Here is a 17,754-nt window from a genome sequence, read left to right as displayed (position 1 = left end):
CTTGGCTACTTTTGCCCACCAACCAATGGCTAGGTGGAGTCACTTTAGCATCTTGAATTAATGCACCTGATCGAGCAATTGATAGGCCTCTTCCTTCGTTGTCACCGCCAAGAGCGCTTCTCTGAAATCATCGTCCATCAGCTTGCGGGACAACATTTGCAGCACTTTTAAATGCGCATTCTGCTTGCTATTACGCGGCACGGCAATCATAAAGATCAGTTTGGCTTCGCTGCCGTCAAGACTCTTCCAGTCTACACCATCCTGCTGGATACCAAAGACCACGCTTGGTTTCAAGACAGCATCCGATTTACCGTGAGGAATCGCAATATTCATGCCGATGCCTGTGGAGCTTTCTTGTTCCCGGGCTAATATGGCCTGTTTAAAATCTCCGTCAGCTCTTACCGCCCCGTTCCGCTCCAATACACCGATCATTTCGTCGATCACCGCATCCTGTGTCGTTCCGACCAGATTCAGGTTAATGAGATCCGGTGTAACAATATCCGTCAATTTCTCAACGCGGATAGCAGAAACTTCCGTTGCTGTACCGTTATTCATTACGGTTGGAACCGCTTCGGCTGAGTCCGCAGCCAAAGGTGCATCCACATTTACTACGGACGCTCCACCTGCTTCGGCAGGATCCTCTATCGCTCCTTCTCCAACAACTGCCGGAGTCACAGCTGAAACGTCTTTCTTGAGCAGGCTCACCATGATAACCGATACGGCTGCGCCGACAATGACAGCGAGGAAGAACATCAACACATGATCAACGGCACCGAGCACGGCTACAATCGGGCCGCCATGGGCTACGCTGTCACCGACACTGCCAAACATGGCAACCACCGAACCCGTCATCGATCCGACCATGATGCTCGGAATGACGCGTAGAGGATCTTGCGCCGCGAATGGAATCGCTCCTTCGGTAATACCGAACAGTCCCATCGTAAATGTTGCTTTGCCTGCTTCACGTTCCGCAGGTGTAAACTTCTTTTTGTTAATCATTGCTGCCAGTCCCATGGCAATCGGAGGAACACAGATGGCAACGGCAATTTGGCCCATAATCACATAATTTCCTTCACCGATCATGGCCGAACCGAACAGGAACGCAACCTTATTCACGGGACCCCCCATGTCAAATGAAATCATCGCGCCCAGAATAAGCGCGAGCAGAATCGAACTTGTACCTTGCATTCCTGCTAGCCAGACGGTTAACGCTTCAAACAGATCCGCAACGGGAGCACCAATCACAAAGACGAAGATTAACCCTACAACTAGTGAAGCCAGTACAGGGATAACGATAATGGGCATAATCGGCTGCAGCGAGCGAGGAACCTTGATCCTTTTAATAGCAAGTGCAACATAACCCGCCAGGAAACCGGCAATAATCCCCCCGATGAATCCAGCTCCCGCTTCACTTCCATAAAAGCTGCCGTTGGCAGCAATGAACCCGCCGACCATACCTGGTGCAAGACCCGGCCTGTCCGCAATACTCATTGCGATAAAACCGGCAAGGATCGGAACCATGAAAGTAAACGCAGCCGCGCCGATACTCTCAATCGTTTTCCAGATCGAACCTTCCGGGATAACCAGCCCACCCGGCGTCTTTACGCCGCCCATCGTCAGTGCGATTGCAATGAGCAGTCCACCGATTACGATAAACGGTACCATATAGGATACGCCGTTCATCAAGTGACGGTAGACCGGATTTTGTTTAGGTTTGTTCTCTCCTGTCATATCTTCAGCAGCAGACTTGGACTGTGCTTGATAGACGGGCACATCCCCTTTCATCATCCGTTGGATCAGCTCTTCTGGACGACGGATACCATCCTGCACACCAACGACAAGCAGTTTTTTACCCACAAACCGGTCCTTCACCACCGTCTTATCCGCCGCGATAATAATGCCATCGGCTTCGCGGATATCCTGCTCCGTGAATTGGTTCTCCACGCCAATGGAACCTTGGGTCTCAACCTTCAACTCAACGCCAAGCTTAGCGCCTGCCTTCTGCAGATTCTCAGCGGCCATATACGTATGTGCAATTCCGTTAGGACATGAAGTAATCGCTAATAATTTCATGATCGTCATTCTCCTTTGCTGTCATGTTCCCGCTTACATTTATAGTGTACACGCTGAAAACGCTGTTATCGGATGAACTTTTTACCGGAACTTCCGGAAAAACAGGTTTATTTCGCAATAAAATATCCCCACATAGCGGAGCCTATGCTGCGATGCTTATTCCAATTACTTTGTAAGGATCCCAAAAAAATGTAAAAAGCAGGACGTATACCGTCCTGCTTCATCTTCACAGTTTCTAATACGAATGTTACCCTTTCAACGTACTCAGCAATCGCATCACATCCGTCTCCTTAGTCAACGCACTGACCAAAGCCGGCTGCTCACTGATCAGCGACAATTCTCTGAATAGCTGCCGCATCTCTTTCAGTTCATCATGTTTAATCGCAAGCAAGAACACAAGCTCTACCTTTTCGGTTCCCCAGGGAATCGACTGCTTCAAAGTCACAACAACGATGCAGGACTGTTTAACCCGCTCCGAGCTGCCATGAGGGATGGCAATGCCACCCCCAATCGTCGTAGCAGACATATACTCACGATCCAGCACACTTTCCGTATACCCTGTCTCGACATACCCTTTGTCCTCCAGCATTTGCGCAAACTTGGCGATTAACTGTTCTGGACGCTTTACCTCCTGCCGAGGAAAGACCAGAAAAGGAGTTGTATATTTCAAAAAGACCGATTCCTCAGCCGTCCTGCTGTCCGGCTCATCGATCCGCCGGATCGCTTGCTCCAGCTTCCGCTCGTCACCGGCCTCGAGCAAAGGGGAGACGAGGATATGTGGTGATTTTAGCTCGGGCAGATCAACGGTCGTAATGACAAGATCCACCTCATGAGCAGCCAGATAATCCTGCACTTCCGCTCTCGACATCGTTGCCTCCACATGCACGGACGGGAATCTCCGTTCCACCTTCGCGAGAAGCAATTGGGACATCCCAACGCCCATATGACACACAATAATGACCTTCTGAGGGTGGCTTTCATTCTGGTGAAGCCGTTCCACAGACGCCTGAAAGTGCAGCGTCAAATATGCGGCTTCCTCTTCGGGAAAGTGCAGATGGAGCGCTCCCCCTACCTCTTCCAGTGCCATGATGACCCGATCGAACATATAGGGATACATCTTTTTGATCTCAGCCAGCATCGGATTGGACACAGCCAGACCGTAATGGAGACGGTTCATGGTCGTGTACAAATGCACTTTCAACCCGTTCAATAATACCTGGTCCTTGGAAAAAGGGATCATATTCAGCTCCGACATCCGCCGAATCAGTTGTTCAACCAATTGGGGCAGCAGAGGGTGGCTGTCTGCCAGATCGCTCCGCCCAGCGCCTCCGTCCTCCTGCGTGTATCGGAACTTCCCTCCAAGCAGGTGCAGGGTTAGATATGCGGTTTCTTCCTTGGAAAAAGGTACAGCGAACAGCTTTTGCAGCTGCCTCAAAAAGTCTATCGCCCATTCAAATTCCGCTTTGTTCTCCAAAAAGGCCATGTCCTGCTCGGAGAGCGAAATCGGCTGTCCCAGCTTGGTCCGTTTGACCATGAGCAGAATATGCAGCATCAGGCTTTCAAAGGTTTCATCGGTAAAGCGGAGCTGATGCTGCTTTTGCAACGCCTTCAACTCATTGTATACGGTTGCAATCTCATGCGGTTCATACTGATTACGCATCATCTGTCCCGTCAACTCCGGACGGTTGATCAGTTGGTTCAACCGCGCCAGCGCCATCCGTTTGTTCTTCTCCGTGCCCTCAATCATGAAACCTACACGCTGTTTCGTCATTAAGCTCAGATCAAAGCTGCGCAGCCAGTCCCCAATCTTTTCCATATCCCGACGGATAATTGCCTTGTTCACGTAAAACGGCGAAGCCAGGTTCTGCAGGGTTACGGGCTTCGCGTTCATCAAGAGCCGATAGGCCAGGTGCAGCACCCTTTCCTCGTCGGATTCATCCTCGGTGGTACGCTCGTTGGAATACAAGCGGTGGAATAAATCAGCCTGATCCGCTTCTCCGATCTCCAGATAAACGCCAAGTCCCGGCCTTTTCACCAGATGGCCACTGGAGTGCTGAACTATATATTCTTCAATCACCTTCAGATCGTTTCGGATCGTCTTCTCCGAGCACTCGGTCTGATCCGCCAGATCCTGAACGAGCCACAGCCGGTTCGGTTCCATTAATAAATTACGAAAAATCTCTTTTTGCCTATTATTCATTCCGATCTCCTATTCAACTTATTTGGAGAGCTCACTATTCGTGGAGCAGGTACATTGTCCTACGTATATCATATCCGGGTCGCTATGGCAATCTGATCTGGTATGGAACGCGAGAATGGACCCAAAGAATGGCATGTTGAGGGATAAGCTGAACATATACAGTAATATAAAATCTGACGTAAACAAAAAAAGAGTGCCGAAGAAATTCGACACTCTTGTTCATGATCCTTATCATGATCCTCTTACATTTTAAAAAATTCGTTCGGTTGCACAGCGTATCTTTCCTATAAAAGCCTCCACAGCCTCTCGCGCCGACTCCGCTCCCGTCACGGCGGATATCACGGCGACGCCATCCGCACCCGCCCCCATCACTTCCTCCACGCGCTCCACGGTAATCCCGCCAATTCCTACAATCGGCAGATGGATGCCAGCTTCGCGCATTTCTCGAAGGATCGCTGGGCCCTGCACAGCCTTGGCATCATCCTTCGAGCGGGTCGGATAGATCGGGCCGATACCAAGATAATCGGCGCCGTGGAGAATGGCGCGCCTGGCTTCCTCAACAGAATGGGCCGAGACGCCCAGAATCCGATTGCCGATCCGCTCACGTACCGAAGCCGCAGATTCATCGTCCTGGCCGATGTGAACGCCGTCGGCGTTCAGCTTCAGTGCCAGCTCCACATCATCATTGACGATGAAGGGTACGCCCGCTTGGCGGCACTGATCCTGGATCCGGCGAGCCAGCCGGATCATCGGCTCGCCAACAAGTGCGCCCTGTCCCTTCTCGCGGAACTGGACCATGGTCGTGCCGCCGGCCAATGCATCCTGCACGACCCGGCTTGGCTCGACGATGCAATTCACGCTGCCAAGTACGAGATACATCCGTAGATGCTGCCTCATCATCTCGGGTGTCACTCTGCCCGTCATCGCAGCACCTCCTGATGGCGGCGACGATACGCCCAATGATTCGTTGGGCCGTGTCCCTGTCCCAGGTTTAAGCCGTCCTCAATGGCCGCCTGGATGAATGTGCGCCCGTTCTGAATGGCATCGAATGCACTCAAGCCTTTGGCCAGGCCTGCGGTAATCGCGGCAGAGAAAGTACAGCCGGTACCATGCGTATGAACGGTATGAATTCGTTGTCCATATAATTCTGTAAAGGCGATACCATCGTATACGAGGTCCATGACTGAAGGACTGTCGGGATTACCGAATCTGTCATCGTTCTTGATCATGGGGGAGCGTCCCTCATAAAACTCCCCGTTATGGCTGGCGGTTCTTGTTTGGCGATACGTACTTTCGGACTGAGACAACTCTTCCTGCTGCGTACCCGCCGCCATAGCTGATCCCCTGTCTCTTTCGTGATCCGCAACTTCACCGCCGCCGGTCATTCCCTCGTCATGGCCGCCTTTGATCACAACGATCTTGGGCCCCAGATCCTGGATACGTCTCGCCGCTTCCTTCCGATCTTCCTTCGTGCGGATACGCATCCCCGCCAATACTTCGGCCTCCGGTATATTGGGGGTGACAATTAACGCCAGCGGCAGCAAATCCTCTCTTAAAGCCTGCACTGCTTCGCTTTGCAGCAGCTCTGCTCCGCCCTTGGCGATCATCACGGGATCCACAACGACCTTCTCCCAGCCGAATGCCCGGATCCGGTCAGCAGCCAGGCGAATGATCTCGGCATTGAACAGCATGCCTGTCTTCAATGCATCGACTCCGAGGTCCGAGCCAACCGCTTCAATCTGCTCCGCGGCTGCTTCGGGAGGCAGCGGATATACGCCGTGAACCCCCAATGTGTTCTGCACCGTGATCGCCGTAATCGCTGACATGCCGTATACGCCGAGCTCCTGGAAGGTTTTCAGATCAGCCTGAATGCCGGCACCGCCGCCGCTGTCAGACCCCGCAATCGTCAGTGCCCGAGGAACGTGAGACTTGCTGCTCATCGTGCGCCACCTGCAGCGGACGCTTCCGCTTCCCGGACAGCGGCATAGCCCTCCAGCGAGCCCGGATGAAGCTTTGCCAGCTCATCCAGGAAAGCAATCTGGAAGCTTCCAGGTCCCTGGTCCGCGGTTCGCTCTGCAGCTCTCGCCGCCGCGGCCCCGTAGAAGGCCAGGCCCGCCGTACCGGCAAGCAGCAGGTTTGCTTCCACTGCGGCAAAGGCACCCAGCACCGAGGTCAGCAGGCACCCTGCACCGGTTACCTTCGTGAGGAGAGCATCCCCGCCGGTAATGATACGTACCTCGTTTCCATCGGTAATCACGTCCTCTTCACCGGTAATGGCCACGATCGTGCCTACTTCGCGCGCAGCCCGCACGGCCAGCTCGGCATGATCACTGCCCGTGCTGTTGCCAGCGTCTACGCCTTTGATCTCGCGGGCCTCCCCGACAAGGTGAGCGACTTCAGCCGCATTCCCGCGCACGAGCGACACCTTCACCTCGCTTAGAATCCGCAGCGCCGACTCCGTCCGAAAACGGGTTGCTCCCGCACCGACCGGGTCCAGCAGGACCGGCACGCCTTGTGCGTTCGCCGATTGTCCAGCTATGATCATCGCATCCACAAGCTCGCGGTTCAGCGTGCCGATGTTCAATACGAGCGCGCCTGCGATGGCGGCCATATCTGCCACTTCCTCCGGCGCGTAAGCCATGACCGGCGACGCGCCCAGCGCGTACAAGCCGTTAGCCGTAAAATTCGTAACCACCACGTTCGTCATGTTGTGAACGAGGGGGCTCGTCTGCCGTACCTTTGTTAAAAGCGCCGAAACTTCATTTTCCCATGTATGCATATGAATCAGCCTCTCTTCGCTATATTGGAATTTATGAGCTAGTTAGGTCTCCTTACAGCACCGCAGCCTGCAGCGGCACCGGCCATTCCTCCTGCTTATAAGCCATATCCCAAAACATATACTCCAGCTGGCAGCTCAGCATAAAATGCTCCTTCATCCGTTCTCGCTCGGCTGCCGTCGCACGCTCCGCCCATTCATCGACACGGCTGCAGAACTTGGCTGTCGCGTCTTCCCCCCGGTTGCCGTAGAAATAAATCCAGTCGTAGAACGGATGGGATTCATCCGGCTTCACTTCATCCAGCAGCTTGCGGCCAATCTCCAGGTAGGTCCACGGGCAAGGCAGCAGTACGGCCATAATCTCGCCCAGACTGCCCTCATGCGCCACCGTCAGCATATGACGGATATAGTGATGCGCGGACGGAGCCAGCGGATAGCCTTGAAGCTCTTCGTAAGTCACCCCGGCGGCTGCGCAAAAATTCTGATGCGGATGCACCTCGCTATGCAGGATGAATGAGATTTGTTCGTTAAAGGTTGCGATCTCTTCGCGGCTGGTCGATTTGGATATGGCGATGCCGTAAATTCGCATGTAGGCGTTCAAATACTCAAAATCCTGCTTCACATAGTGGATCAGTTGTTCCCGCGCCAGTTTCCCCTCGGCAATGCCTTTTACAAAGGGATGATCGAAGATTGCTTGAAAAATGCCTCCCGCCTGCTGACGGAGCTCTTGCGTAAAACTCATTTTTGTCCCCTCCTCCAACATATTGAAGAGCAGGAAGTCCATAAGACACGACTTTCCAGGCAACGCTAAAAAGCCGCCCCGAAAACTGGAGCGGCTTCGTCAACAAGCCCGAGTGCGCCAAAAACGCACCAAGACCTTATATACGAAGGCTCCACTTTCCTACGCTAGTACGAACTAGATCAGGTTCAAAGGGTCCAAGATACGCTCTTGTCTCAGCCGCTAACGGCTCCCCTAGTGGACTTCCTATTCTTTTGTCTAATACTGTACATAGGTTTGTAGATGCTGTCAAACGTTAACGGTTCGCGGACAGAACCCCACGTGCGAAATCTTCCGTGATCGGTGGATCATGATGTTGTACGGTGGCAGATGTCTTTCGCGAATAAAAAACGCCGGCTACCCAACACTTGTTTCAGAAACACTGACGCTGGGTTGTCATGTATTCCCCTACATAATGAGTACATAAACGTTATTCAAAAAAATGAAGTTTAAAGGAGCGAGCTTATTTATGACGAACCCATCAAAAGCGGTTAACCCCATTCCGGATGGCTACACCTCCGTGACACCGTGGATCATCTCAAGAAACTCCGCAGCGCTGATTGAATTCCTGGAGCAGGCTTTTCAAGCCGAAGAGTTAGCCCGCGTCTATGTTGACGATGGTGTCATCGGCCATGCCGAGGTGCGAATCGGGGATGCCGTCGTCATGATGTTTGACGCGAAGCCGGAATGGCCGGATAGCCCGGCGTACCTCCGCTTATATGTTGAGGATTGCGATGCTGCTTACCAGCAAGCGCTCGCCGCAGGAGCCGTCTCGGTGACGGAGCCAACGAGTTTGTTCTTCGGCGACCGGGTGGGACGGGTACGGGACCCGTTCGGCAACTTATGGTGGATTCAGACGCGAATGGAGGACCTCACGCCCGAAGAGATGGAACGACGCGCCCAAGACCCGGATTACATGAAAGCAATGACCTATGTTGCCGGAGCGGAAATCGTGGTGAAGATTTCGTAACAAGGTGAAGGGAAGCAAAAGCGTTATTTCAGGGAGAACATGGGTGGTTCGGTTCCCCAGGGGTATGCTTGGATGGCTGTCGATTATGATCGATGTAGGGACCGGGTAACTCAGAGTAGCTATGGTTTAGAGGTAGAAACTGGGTGAACACAGAGTATGTAGCTGCTGCTGGGATTGATGCTACTGGGATTGGTGCTACTGCTGGGATTGGTGCTACTGCTGGTATTGATGCTACTGTTGGTATTGATGCTACTGCTGGGATTGATGCTACTGCTGGTATTGATGCTACTGCTGGTATTGATGCTACTGCTGGTATTGATGCTACTGCTGGTATTGGTGCTACTGCTGGTATTGGTGCTACTGCTGGTATTGATGCTACTGCTCGAGGGCAAGCGGACTGAGGATACGTTATTTAGCTGAAAAGGCGTAATTTTTGAGAGCTAACGGACACCAGATACGCTATTTCTAGAATATGATGGTAAATAGGCACCTTTTTGCGGTAATAAGAGATCCTGTGTCCGTTAGATTTAAGAATTGGGACCGAATCAGGCAAATAAGGGAACTGGTGTCCGTTAAGGCTACTTCTAGGCTACTCCTGATCTTGGTGCTACTTCTGGTATTGGTGCTACTGCTGGTATTGATGCTACTGCTGTATTGGTGCTACTGCTGGGCTTGGTGCTATTACTGATCTTGATGCAGCTACTAGTCTAGTGCGACTGCTCGGAGGGCAAGCGGACTGGGGATACGTTATTTAACTGAAAAAGCGTAATTTTCGAGAGCTAACGGACACCAGATACGCTATTCATAGAATATGATGGCAAATAGGCATCTTATTGCGGTAATAAGAGATTCTGTGTCCGTTAGATTTAAGAATTGGGACCAAATCAGGCAAATAAGGGATCTGGTGTCCGTTAACAGGTGGCCTTGTTACTAACTGCAGGTATTGAGGCTACTTCTAGGCTACTGCTGGTCTTAGTGCTACTGCTGATCTTAGTGCTACTACTGATCCTGGTACTACTGCTGGTATTGGTTCGACTACTGATCTTGGAGCTACTGCTGGGATTGGTGTTACTGGCCTTGATGTGACTACTAGTCTTAGTGCGACTTGCTCGAGGCAAGCGGACTGAGGGTACGTTATTTAGCTGAAAAGGCGTAATTTTCGAGAGCTAACGGACACCAGATACGTTATTTCTAGAATATGATGGTAAATAGATACCTTTTTGCGGTAATAAGGGATCCTGTGTCCGTTAGATTTAAGAATCGGGCCCGAATCAGGCAAATAAGGGAACTGGTGTCCGTTAACAGGTCAGGGGAAGCGGTACGAAGAACGGAGCTGGCAAAGCTGTGCCGGTGAGTGGTGTGCACGTAGCTACATAAGCGGTGAGGCGGTGGTGCTGCACACGCAGCGATACTGGCCACGCTGCATAGCGGCGATGCTGCCGACGCTGTTATGCGGTCGGCGATGTTGGCTATGCTGACCACGCGGCGATACTGGCCACGCTGCAATGCGACGATGTTGCCGACGCTACAATGTTGCCGACGCTGCGATACTGACCACGCTGCAATGCGACGATGTTGGCTAGGCTGTGATTGCCAACGTAGTGGTACTACCTACGCGCGTCGCTGCCGACGCTACAATGTTGCCGACGCTGCGATACTATCCACGCTGCGATACTATCCACGCGGCGATACAAAAAAGGAGGCATTCCAAAAGATCTTAGATCTTGAGGGATGCCTCCTTTTTTTGCTTTTTCCTAGCATCATCCGCTATACGACAATACTAGCCTGCTGCATTCGTCTTCATTCATTACTGAATGCCGTAAAACTCCTGAAGCTGGTCAATCATCAGATTCGCTGCCAGGATGCCGCCTGCTGTATTCCAGATGGCATCATCCACTTTGTGGGCCTGGCCGTTCTTGACGACGTTCAGGTTTTTCCACAGTGGATCGTTGATCCATTCCTGCTCGGTTTGGTTGGCGCCGCCATCCCCGGTTTCATAAGTGAAGTAGAATAGTCTGTCGGCTTCCACCTCAGGTAAACGCTCCTTCGTGATCTCGTCAACGAAATCGTCCTTGGCGTTCTTGGTCATGTCGTTGCGGGCGATGCCGATTTTATCGAAAATAACGCCCGAGAACGTATTGGTGTGGTATACCCGTGTCTTGCCAGCCATGAAACGGACCACGGAGACGGTCTCATCCAGCTTGCTTCCAGCCTTCTCTTTGAAATCCTGAATCCGCTTGTCGTATGCAGCCAATAGCTCTTCGCCTTCGGATACCTTGTTCAGCGCTTTGGCATACAGCTCAAAATTGTTCTGCCACTCGCCGCGAAGATCCTCAGCAAAAACAGTCGGCGCGATCGCCTTCAATTGCTCGTATACTTTCTCCTGACGCATCTTGTTGCCGATAATCAGGTCCGGCTGCAGGCCGGCGATCAGCTCGATGTTCGGCTGGCTCTCTTCCCCGACAACGGTAACGCCTTCCATCTGGTCTTTAATATGCGGATACCATGGGTCGCCTGTCCAGGATCTAACGGCACCTACAGGCTTCACGCCCAATGCGAGAAGCGCTTCGGTTCCTTCGTTCGTAAGGACGACAACCTTTTGAGGCGTTCCCTTGATCGTTTCCGTCCCCATGGCATGCGTAACTTCATACGATTCGCCGCCGGCTGCAGCGCCGCTGTTGCCCTCTGCGGTTTTCGTTGTGTCGCTGCCCCCGTTGTTTGCATTTTCTTTTGCGGGGCTTGCTCCGCACCCGGCAAGAATCACGATCATGATCAGAGCCAGCAAGCTAAACTTGAGGCCTCTCGTTGGTTTATGTGCCACTTTTTTTCCCATTCCTATCTAAATCCCCCTTGTGTCATATCCCTCTACTTGAAAATCATTATCAATCACTGATTCAAAACTATAAAGGGTTTCATGAAAAATATCAAGATATTTATGAGAATGATTATCAAGCTCATTGACAGATGGGGTCCCTTCACCTAAAATTCATATGAACTTAATTATTCATGGACTTAAGAAAGTGAGTATATATGCGCGTATTCGGACTATTCATATCGCTATTGGCGCTGGCTGCTGCCGTCATGGGCAGCATCGCATTTGGAGTAACGAACATACCTCTTCATCAGGTTTGGGAATCGTTCACTCACTTCAACGGGAGCAACGAGCATCTGATCATTCTCACAGCAAGACTGCCCCGGGCGCTCATTGCGCTTGCCGTAGGAGCATCCCTCGCTGTTGCGGGTGCGCTCATGCAAGTCATCACGCGCAATCCGATTGCATCGCCCAGCACGCTGGGCGTAAACTCCGGTGCGGCCTTCTTCATTATTATGTCGGCGGGTTGGCTGGGCATCAGCGGACTCCAATCCCTTACCTGGGTCGCGCTGATCGGAGCCGCGGTAAGCGGCGGTATTGTGTTTTTCCTGGGCAGCATCGGCAGGGACGGCATGACGCCGGTAAAAATCACCCTCGCGGGTGCCTCCATAGCCGCCTTCTTCCATTCCCTGACGCAGGGATTGATGCTCTCCGATGGCAAAATGTTCGACCAGGTGCTGGTATGGCTGGTCGGTTCGGTAGCCGGACGCGATTTGAACCAACTCGCAGCCGTGTGGCCGTACATGACCGTTGGCATGCTGGCTGCACTCCTGCTGGGCCGTCATCTGAACGCCCTCTCCATGGGTGACGACATCGCCCAGAGCCTTGGGCAAAAAACAGCCCTCATTAAGCTGTTAGCGGCAGCGGCCGTTATATTGCTGGCTGGAGGTTCCGTTGCCGCTGCTGGACCTATAGCATTCGTCGGAATCATCATCCCGCATATCGTTCGGTATTTAATAGGAAATGATTATCGCTGGATTCTGCCTTACAGCGCGGTGCTGGGCGCACTTTTGCTGGTGACGGCCGATCTCGGTTCCCGATATATTGCCATGCCGAAGGAAGTCCCGGTTGGCGTGATGACCGCAATCATCGGCGTGCCGTTCTTCGTGTATATAGCCAGGAAAGGAAGACGAGCACAATGAGTAAACACCGCATATTCCGCTCCAGGAACGCGAAAGTATCGTTTATGCTGGAGAGAAGAACACTATGGGTATGCCTGATCCTATTCGTGCTTTGCATCGCCGCCATGATTATTAGCACAGGAACGGGAAGCCAGTTTGTTTCGCCGCTTCATGTCATAAAGGCATTGTTCGGCGATGCTCCGCCCATGGAGCAGGTCATCGTCATGCAGCTGAGGCTGCCTCGAATTATTATCGCCGTGCTGATCGGCGCCGCTCTCGCGGTGGCGGGGGCTATTCTGCAGGGCGTCATCCGCAATCCCCTGGCCTCCCCCGATGTCATCGGCATAACGGAGGGAGCATCGCTTGGGGCGGTTCTCTTCATCTTCATATTTACGGGCACCGTATCGATCCATTGGATGCCGCTATTCGCCATCCTTGGTGCCTTTTTCATTACCGGTCTATTGTACGTGCTCGCCTGGAAAAATGGCGTATCGCCGCTGCGGCTTGTCTTGATCGGTATCGGAGTATCGGCTGCCATCAAATCGATCTCCTACATGCTGATCATATCCGGACCATTGCAGCTGGCCGACCGCTCCCTTACTTTTATGGCAGGCAGCATTTACGGCATGTCCTGGGATAAGGACGTTATGACCCTGCTGCCTTGGGTAGCCGTACTTCTACCGCTTACTTGGCTGCAGGCCCGCAATGTGAACATTCAAGCCTTAGGAGACGACGTTGCCAGCAGCACAGGCGCCCAGGTTCAGAAGCAGCGTCTGATCCTAATCGGACTCAGTGTAGCTCTGGCCGGAGCTGCCATCTCGATCGGCGGCGCCATCGCCTTCATCGGACTGATGGCACCACATATGGCCCGCAGGCTGGTAGGCCCCAACTTCGGAAGCGTACTGCCGGTCAGCGCCATGATCGGTGCGATTCTACTGCTTGTCGCCGACCTGGTAGCACGGACGGCATTTCTGCCGCGAGACGTACCGGCAGGTGTATTCACCGCCGCGATCGGCGCGCCGTTCTTCCTCTACTTGCTGTATCGTAACCGCAATCGATTCTAGAACCGAAAGGAGCTGGCGTCATGAATACGCTGGAAGCAAAGGGATTGGGTCTGTCCTATGGGGGAGACTTTATATTCGAAAATCTGGATTTAACCGTGCCAATAGGTAAAATCACCGTATTTATCGGCAGCAACGGCTGCGGCAAGTCCACTTTGCTGCGCTCCATGGCCAGGCTGCTGAAACCGCAGCGTGGCTCGGTTGTACTGAATGGAGCCGATATCGCAAGCTTGTCCACGAAGGACGTGGCGCGTAAGCTCGCAATTTTGCCTCAGGGACCTACCGCCCCGGAAGGATTGACAGTGATGCAGCTGGTAAAGCAAGGACGCTATCCGTACCAGAGCTGGCTTCGTCAATGGTCGCGCGAGGATGAGGAAGCCGTCGCGGCGGCGCTGGCATCCACAGGTTTGACTGAACTGGCTGACCGTACGGTTGACTCGTTATCCGGCGGCCAACGCCAGCGGGCTTGGATCGCGATGACGCTGGCACAAGAGACGCCGCTCATTTTGCTTGATGAACCGACCACCTATCTGGATTTAACCCACCAGATCGAAGTGCTCGATCTGCTGTATGAATTAAATGTTCAAGAGCAACGGACCATTGTCATGGTGCTGCATGATATCAATCTGGCCTGCCGCTATGCCGATCATATCGTCGCCATTCGCGACGGAAGCATCAAGGCCAAGGGCGCACCGGGAGAAATCATTAATTCCGAGCTGATGCAAACCGTGTTCCAACTGCCGTGCGAGATTATTCCGGACCCGCTGTACGGGACCCCGATGTGCGTCCCGCGCGGAAAAGGCATGCGCAGGCCTTCAGCCGTCAAGCAAGAACCAGCGGAACCAAAACAACTAACTACGCCACCCGCCCCTGAACTGGCACCAGTGTAGCATACATGTAATTAAGCCGGCTCCCTTCCGCATTCAAGCGGGAGGAGCCGGCTTTTTTTATTTGGGCTATTCTCGCAGTATGGTGCTATTATCTAAAACAGGTCTTTGCAAACCAAGACATGAGGGCAGCCGGAACGGCGGAGAGACTGAATAAGTGTATCGGCTTTAACTCACCGATCATTTTTGAAAACAACAACCGACAACGTGCGTTCTGGAAACTTGCCGACACAAAGAAAGACCGCCCTAGCCATCAGGGCAGTCACTGTATTTGGAATAAGTCTAAAACATGGATTTGTCTGCCATTGCTCACAACTGCTCCGTTATCGATACATCATGACCATTTACCTACACGCAGGTCTTTTTTCCTTTGGCGATGCGGGAGTACTTTGAACAGCTTGGACTTTTCACGTTTTCTCTGTTCCAGCAGGTTCTTTACCCCTCGCATCAATATCCGGTACCTCATCTCATCCTCGTGGCCGAACTTGCGCATCTCGTCAAAATACTCGTCTGTCATCCTATCACTCCAGCTGTATAAGTCTATAGAACTAGAATATAGGACCGAACTATACAATTTCTAAACAAGACTGGGTTGCACGTTAAGCCGATGGCTCTTGCATAGCTGAGCTGCCGGCAGCCTTCAAGGTTTGCTTTCTTCGCCGGAGGAGAGCCAGCTCTTCCTCACCTCGCCAGGCGGCTTCAGGAAGAGCGGAAAGGGGGATTCACCTTTATCCGCCTGCCCTCGTACTCGCTCAATTCGTTCCATGTTGTACTGCGAATATTCGTTTCACATCGGATCGACAGGTATTATACAATGAACAAAAAAAAGGGGGCGTCGTTCATGTGGAGTATATTCAGGTTGAACGGACCGGTCTGGGCAGGCATCACGGCGGGCATTCTTCTTGGGCTGTTCCTCAAGATCATCGAGCATATCACCACGCTGAAGGTCTATACGCTGCTCCTGAACGTCGATTACGTGCCCGTTCTGAAGGAGCTGAAGCTTCCTGAACTGATCGAGTTTGCGCTGCACCTCGTCATCTCCGTCCTGCTGAGCATTCTTCTAGCCATCTTTCTGAAATCAAAGAACTGGCCTAGGGGGAGAAGCTTGTCTTGGGTTTCCTTGGTCTGTCTGGCCGTAGGACTTCTCCTGTATCCGACTACCGTTTTGTCGAACCGTACGCCGGAATTAACTGACCTCGCTGCCCTCCTATTCTGGCTGGCCGGTCATCTGTTATACGGCATTTCATTGGGCTGGCTGCTGACGGGTTCACGCAAAGCTTCAGCCTAACTCCGGATAGCAGCCTTACGGAAACGCCGGTTTATGGATTAACGCAAAATGACCGCTCCGTTTGAATGGGAGCGGCTTGAGCGTATGGTATTTGTTTAGTACAATTTTTTTGATTTAATTTTCCAACGCTTTCAGTTGATTAACGATAGGTAAAACCCAATTCGGCAAATTAATTTCCCTATGCTTAATTATTCCGAATTCTGCTTCCAGAACAATTTCTCCACTTAGTGCGCTATTATCTATCACTAGTAGATGATCAACCAGGCCCAAGTATTGGAGAAGATTTTGCATAGAAGAATGATGCCGATGCATGATATCTTTGGCAGGGATGTGGTGACCCCCATTACGAACTCTGCCGGCTACTCGTTCAACATTAAGATTTGGATCACCAATAAAACATGGTGACCTGGAAACCATTTGCTTTTGCTTCCTTCATAAGCCTAATGGCGTACCCACCCGAGAGCGTCGTTTCTATGGAGAAATCCCGTTGAAATTGTAGGCATTCTCGAGCTAATTTTATTGCCTCTTTTCCTGCTGAAACGCGGGCTGATTCAGGTTGCTCCGGGCTCAGACGCCTAGCCAGTGCATCGGGATCAATATTTACACTCACCCCAATTCGGTCGATGATGAGATTACGAATCGTACTCTTCCCACTCCCGTTGTTTCCGGCAAAAACAAACATCGTTGTTGGTTCAACTGTCTTTTCCCGAGACATATTCCTTCTCCCCATTAGAATACTCCCTTACCAGTTTGCCAAAATCATCTTTATATACAACATAAGATTCGTTTACTTTGGCCTCAAGTCTTGCTCTTTCGCCAGTCAGCCTAATAAGTTTGGTTAATTGTTTATCCTTTGTCATAGCCACAACCTCCAACTTATTGTCGTTGAATACCGTTTCTCTTTTAAATCATATCACAAACTGATTAATCCACCACATAGGATTAACTTGTATAAACATCTTTGAATTCGACTGGGTGATTAACGCAAAATGACCGCTCCACTTGGGAGCGGTCACAGCTATGAAACCGAATGCGCAAATGCCGCACTCATGCTATGGAGCCTCACTTTGGCAGTGCTAGCGTCCCAAGGACAAGTCCTTGTCCACTTCGCTATCGGATTCCTCATCCTCGACGTTCGCGTCGTCGCCGGATGCAGCTACGCCATCCATGAAATCTTGAATCTGTCCGCTGTTGCGGGTCAGTGTAGCTACGGAAACCTCATGCTTCTTCGCGATATCAGACTTCGTTGTTGAAATGTTAAGCGATGAAGTTACTATATATTCTAACGCACTTGCATATCCGCCCTGTTTGCGGTACTTCGGATTGGCTTCTCGGGAGAAGCTGTTCCAGACCATCAGAAGGCTGAACACTTGAAACAGCTGCTGATCATCCTGCAATTCGTAATCCCGGCAGATTTGAGGAAACACAGACTCTGCAAGCTCACGATGCTCATCAGCGTTCCAGTCCATCCATCCCAGCTTGTCGTTAATCATCTGCCGCAATTGATCGACCTGTAGCTTAGGCTCTGCTGCTCTCGCACCAGGGAACTGGATGACTTTACCGTATACCGTGCGTTCATCTCTTTCAAGACAACATCTTTTGTACTTTTTCCCGCTTCCGCAGTGACATAGATCGTTTCTTCCTAGCTTTTTCATTTCCTAGCTCCTATTTGAATGATTTCTTCTATTATACATGGAAAATATGAAAATGCGCATCCCAAGCCTGTAG

General features: G+C 51.8%; 17 protein-coding genes and 1 riboswitch. Of the genes, 6 read left to right on the top strand and 11 right to left on the bottom strand.

Features of this window, described 5'->3' with window-relative positions:
- Window positions 1-57: 57 nt before the first annotated feature.
- The 6 genes from MKY82_RS05995 to tenA all read right to left on the bottom strand — a co-directional run bounded on the left by MKY82_RS05995 (window position 58) and on the right by tenA (window position 7,791).
- Window positions 58-2,073: a fructose-specific PTS transporter subunit EIIC gene (locus MKY82_RS05995; RefSeq protein ID WP_220686389.1), complete on the bottom strand. Its 2,016-nt coding sequence runs from the start codon at window positions 2,071-2,073 to the stop codon at window positions 58-60.
- 247 nt (window positions 2,074-2,320) lie between these two features.
- Window positions 2,321-4,273, bottom strand: a complete 1,953-nt coding sequence (locus tag MKY82_RS05990) for a BglG family transcription antiterminator (protein WP_339295722.1) — start codon at window positions 4,271-4,273, stop codon at window positions 2,321-2,323.
- A 249-nt stretch (window positions 4,274-4,522) separates the two neighbouring features.
- A complete protein-coding gene (gene thiE, locus MKY82_RS05985; RefSeq protein WP_339295721.1) occupies window positions 4,523-5,197 on the bottom strand; it encodes a thiamine phosphate synthase in 675 nt (224 codons plus the stop codon).
- On the bottom strand, window positions 5,194-6,213 hold the full coding sequence (gene thiD, locus MKY82_RS05980) for a bifunctional hydroxymethylpyrimidine kinase/phosphomethylpyrimidine kinase (protein WP_220686392.1): 1,020 nt from the start codon (window positions 6,211-6,213) through the stop codon (window positions 5,194-5,196). Before thiD ends, thiE begins: the two co-directional genes overlap by 4 nt.
- Window positions 6,210-7,052, bottom strand: a complete 843-nt coding sequence (gene thiM / locus MKY82_RS05975) for a hydroxyethylthiazole kinase (RefSeq protein ID WP_194541176.1) — start codon at window positions 7,050-7,052, stop codon at window positions 6,210-6,212. Before thiM ends, thiD begins: the two co-directional genes overlap by 4 nt.
- A 52-nt stretch (window positions 7,053-7,104) precedes the next feature.
- Window positions 7,105-7,791: a thiaminase II gene (gene tenA, locus MKY82_RS05970; protein ID WP_220686393.1), complete on the bottom strand. Its 687-nt coding sequence runs from the start codon at window positions 7,789-7,791 to the stop codon at window positions 7,105-7,107.
- Between the two features lie 139 nt (window positions 7,792-7,930).
- Window positions 7,931-8,034: riboswitch (TPP riboswitch) on the bottom strand.
- A 262-nt stretch (window positions 8,035-8,296) separates the two neighbouring features.
- Here tenA and MKY82_RS05965 point away from each other — a divergent pair.
- Window positions 8,297-8,797: a VOC family protein gene (locus tag MKY82_RS05965; protein ID WP_339295720.1), complete on the top strand. Its 501-nt coding sequence runs from the start codon at window positions 8,297-8,299 to the stop codon at window positions 8,795-8,797.
- A gap of 143 nt (window positions 8,798-8,940) precedes the next feature.
- Window positions 8,941-9,198, top strand: coding sequence for a hypothetical protein (locus tag MKY82_RS05960; protein ID WP_339295719.1), 258 nt, complete (start codon window positions 8,941-8,943; stop codon window positions 9,196-9,198).
- 1,406 nt (window positions 9,199-10,604) lie between these two features.
- Here the strand turns inward: MKY82_RS05960 and MKY82_RS05955 are convergent.
- Window positions 10,605-11,630 (bottom strand): iron-siderophore ABC transporter substrate-binding protein, encoded by a 1,026-nt coding sequence (locus MKY82_RS05955; protein WP_220686397.1) that lies wholly within the window; start codon window positions 11,628-11,630, stop codon window positions 10,605-10,607.
- A gap of 197 nt (window positions 11,631-11,827) precedes the next feature.
- On the opposite strand from MKY82_RS05955, the gene MKY82_RS05950 reads away from it, so the two are divergent.
- Genes MKY82_RS05950 through MKY82_RS05940 form a run of 3 tightly spaced genes read left to right on the top strand, consistent with a single transcriptional unit; the run spans window position 11,828 to window position 14,741 of the window.
- Window positions 11,828-12,811, top strand: coding sequence for an iron ABC transporter permease (locus MKY82_RS05950; protein ID WP_216533128.1), 984 nt, complete (start codon window positions 11,828-11,830; stop codon window positions 12,809-12,811).
- Complete coding sequence (locus MKY82_RS05945) at window positions 12,808-13,854, top strand: iron ABC transporter permease (RefSeq protein WP_339295718.1); 1,047 nt, start codon at window positions 12,808-12,810, stop codon at window positions 13,852-13,854. The genes MKY82_RS05950 and MKY82_RS05945 overlap by 4 nt, the downstream gene beginning before the upstream one ends.
- Before the next feature lie 20 nt (window positions 13,855-13,874).
- Window positions 13,875-14,741 (top strand): ABC transporter ATP-binding protein, encoded by an 867-nt coding sequence (locus tag MKY82_RS05940; protein ID WP_339295717.1) that lies wholly within the window; start codon window positions 13,875-13,877, stop codon window positions 14,739-14,741.
- A gap of 331 nt (window positions 14,742-15,072) precedes the next feature.
- On the opposite strand, the gene MKY82_RS05935 is transcribed toward MKY82_RS05940, so the two are convergent.
- Complete coding sequence (locus tag MKY82_RS05935) at window positions 15,073-15,255, bottom strand: hypothetical protein (RefSeq protein ID WP_113060721.1); 183 nt, start codon at window positions 15,253-15,255, stop codon at window positions 15,073-15,075.
- Window positions 15,256-15,579: 324 nt separating this feature from the next.
- On the opposite strand from MKY82_RS05935, the gene MKY82_RS05930 reads away from it, so the two are divergent.
- Window positions 15,580-16,026, top strand: a complete 447-nt coding sequence (locus MKY82_RS05930) for a hypothetical protein (protein WP_194541152.1) — start codon at window positions 15,580-15,582, stop codon at window positions 16,024-16,026.
- A gap of 385 nt (window positions 16,027-16,411) precedes the next feature.
- Here MKY82_RS05930 and MKY82_RS05925 read toward each other — a convergent pair whose 3' ends face one another.
- From MKY82_RS05925 to MKY82_RS05915, 3 genes are all read right to left on the bottom strand, one after another.
- On the bottom strand, window positions 16,412-16,741 hold the full coding sequence (locus tag MKY82_RS05925; RefSeq protein ID WP_339295716.1) for a zeta toxin family protein: 330 nt from the start codon (window positions 16,739-16,741) through the stop codon (window positions 16,412-16,414).
- Complete coding sequence (locus MKY82_RS05920; RefSeq protein ID WP_194541151.1) at window positions 16,719-16,886, bottom strand: hypothetical protein; 168 nt, start codon at window positions 16,884-16,886, stop codon at window positions 16,719-16,721. The genes MKY82_RS05925 and MKY82_RS05920 overlap by 23 nt, the downstream gene beginning before the upstream one ends.
- A 216-nt stretch (window positions 16,887-17,102) precedes the next feature.
- Complete coding sequence (locus MKY82_RS05915) at window positions 17,103-17,681, bottom strand: SEC-C domain-containing protein (protein ID WP_071221327.1); 579 nt, start codon at window positions 17,679-17,681, stop codon at window positions 17,103-17,105.
- Window positions 17,682-17,754: the final 73 nt, after the last annotated feature.

The organism is Paenibacillus sp. FSL W7-1279, assembly GCF_037969845.1.
Lineage (GTDB): Bacteria > Bacillota > Bacilli > Paenibacillales > Paenibacillaceae > Paenibacillus_AQ.
This window is presented reverse-complemented; position numbering and strand designations above follow the sequence as displayed.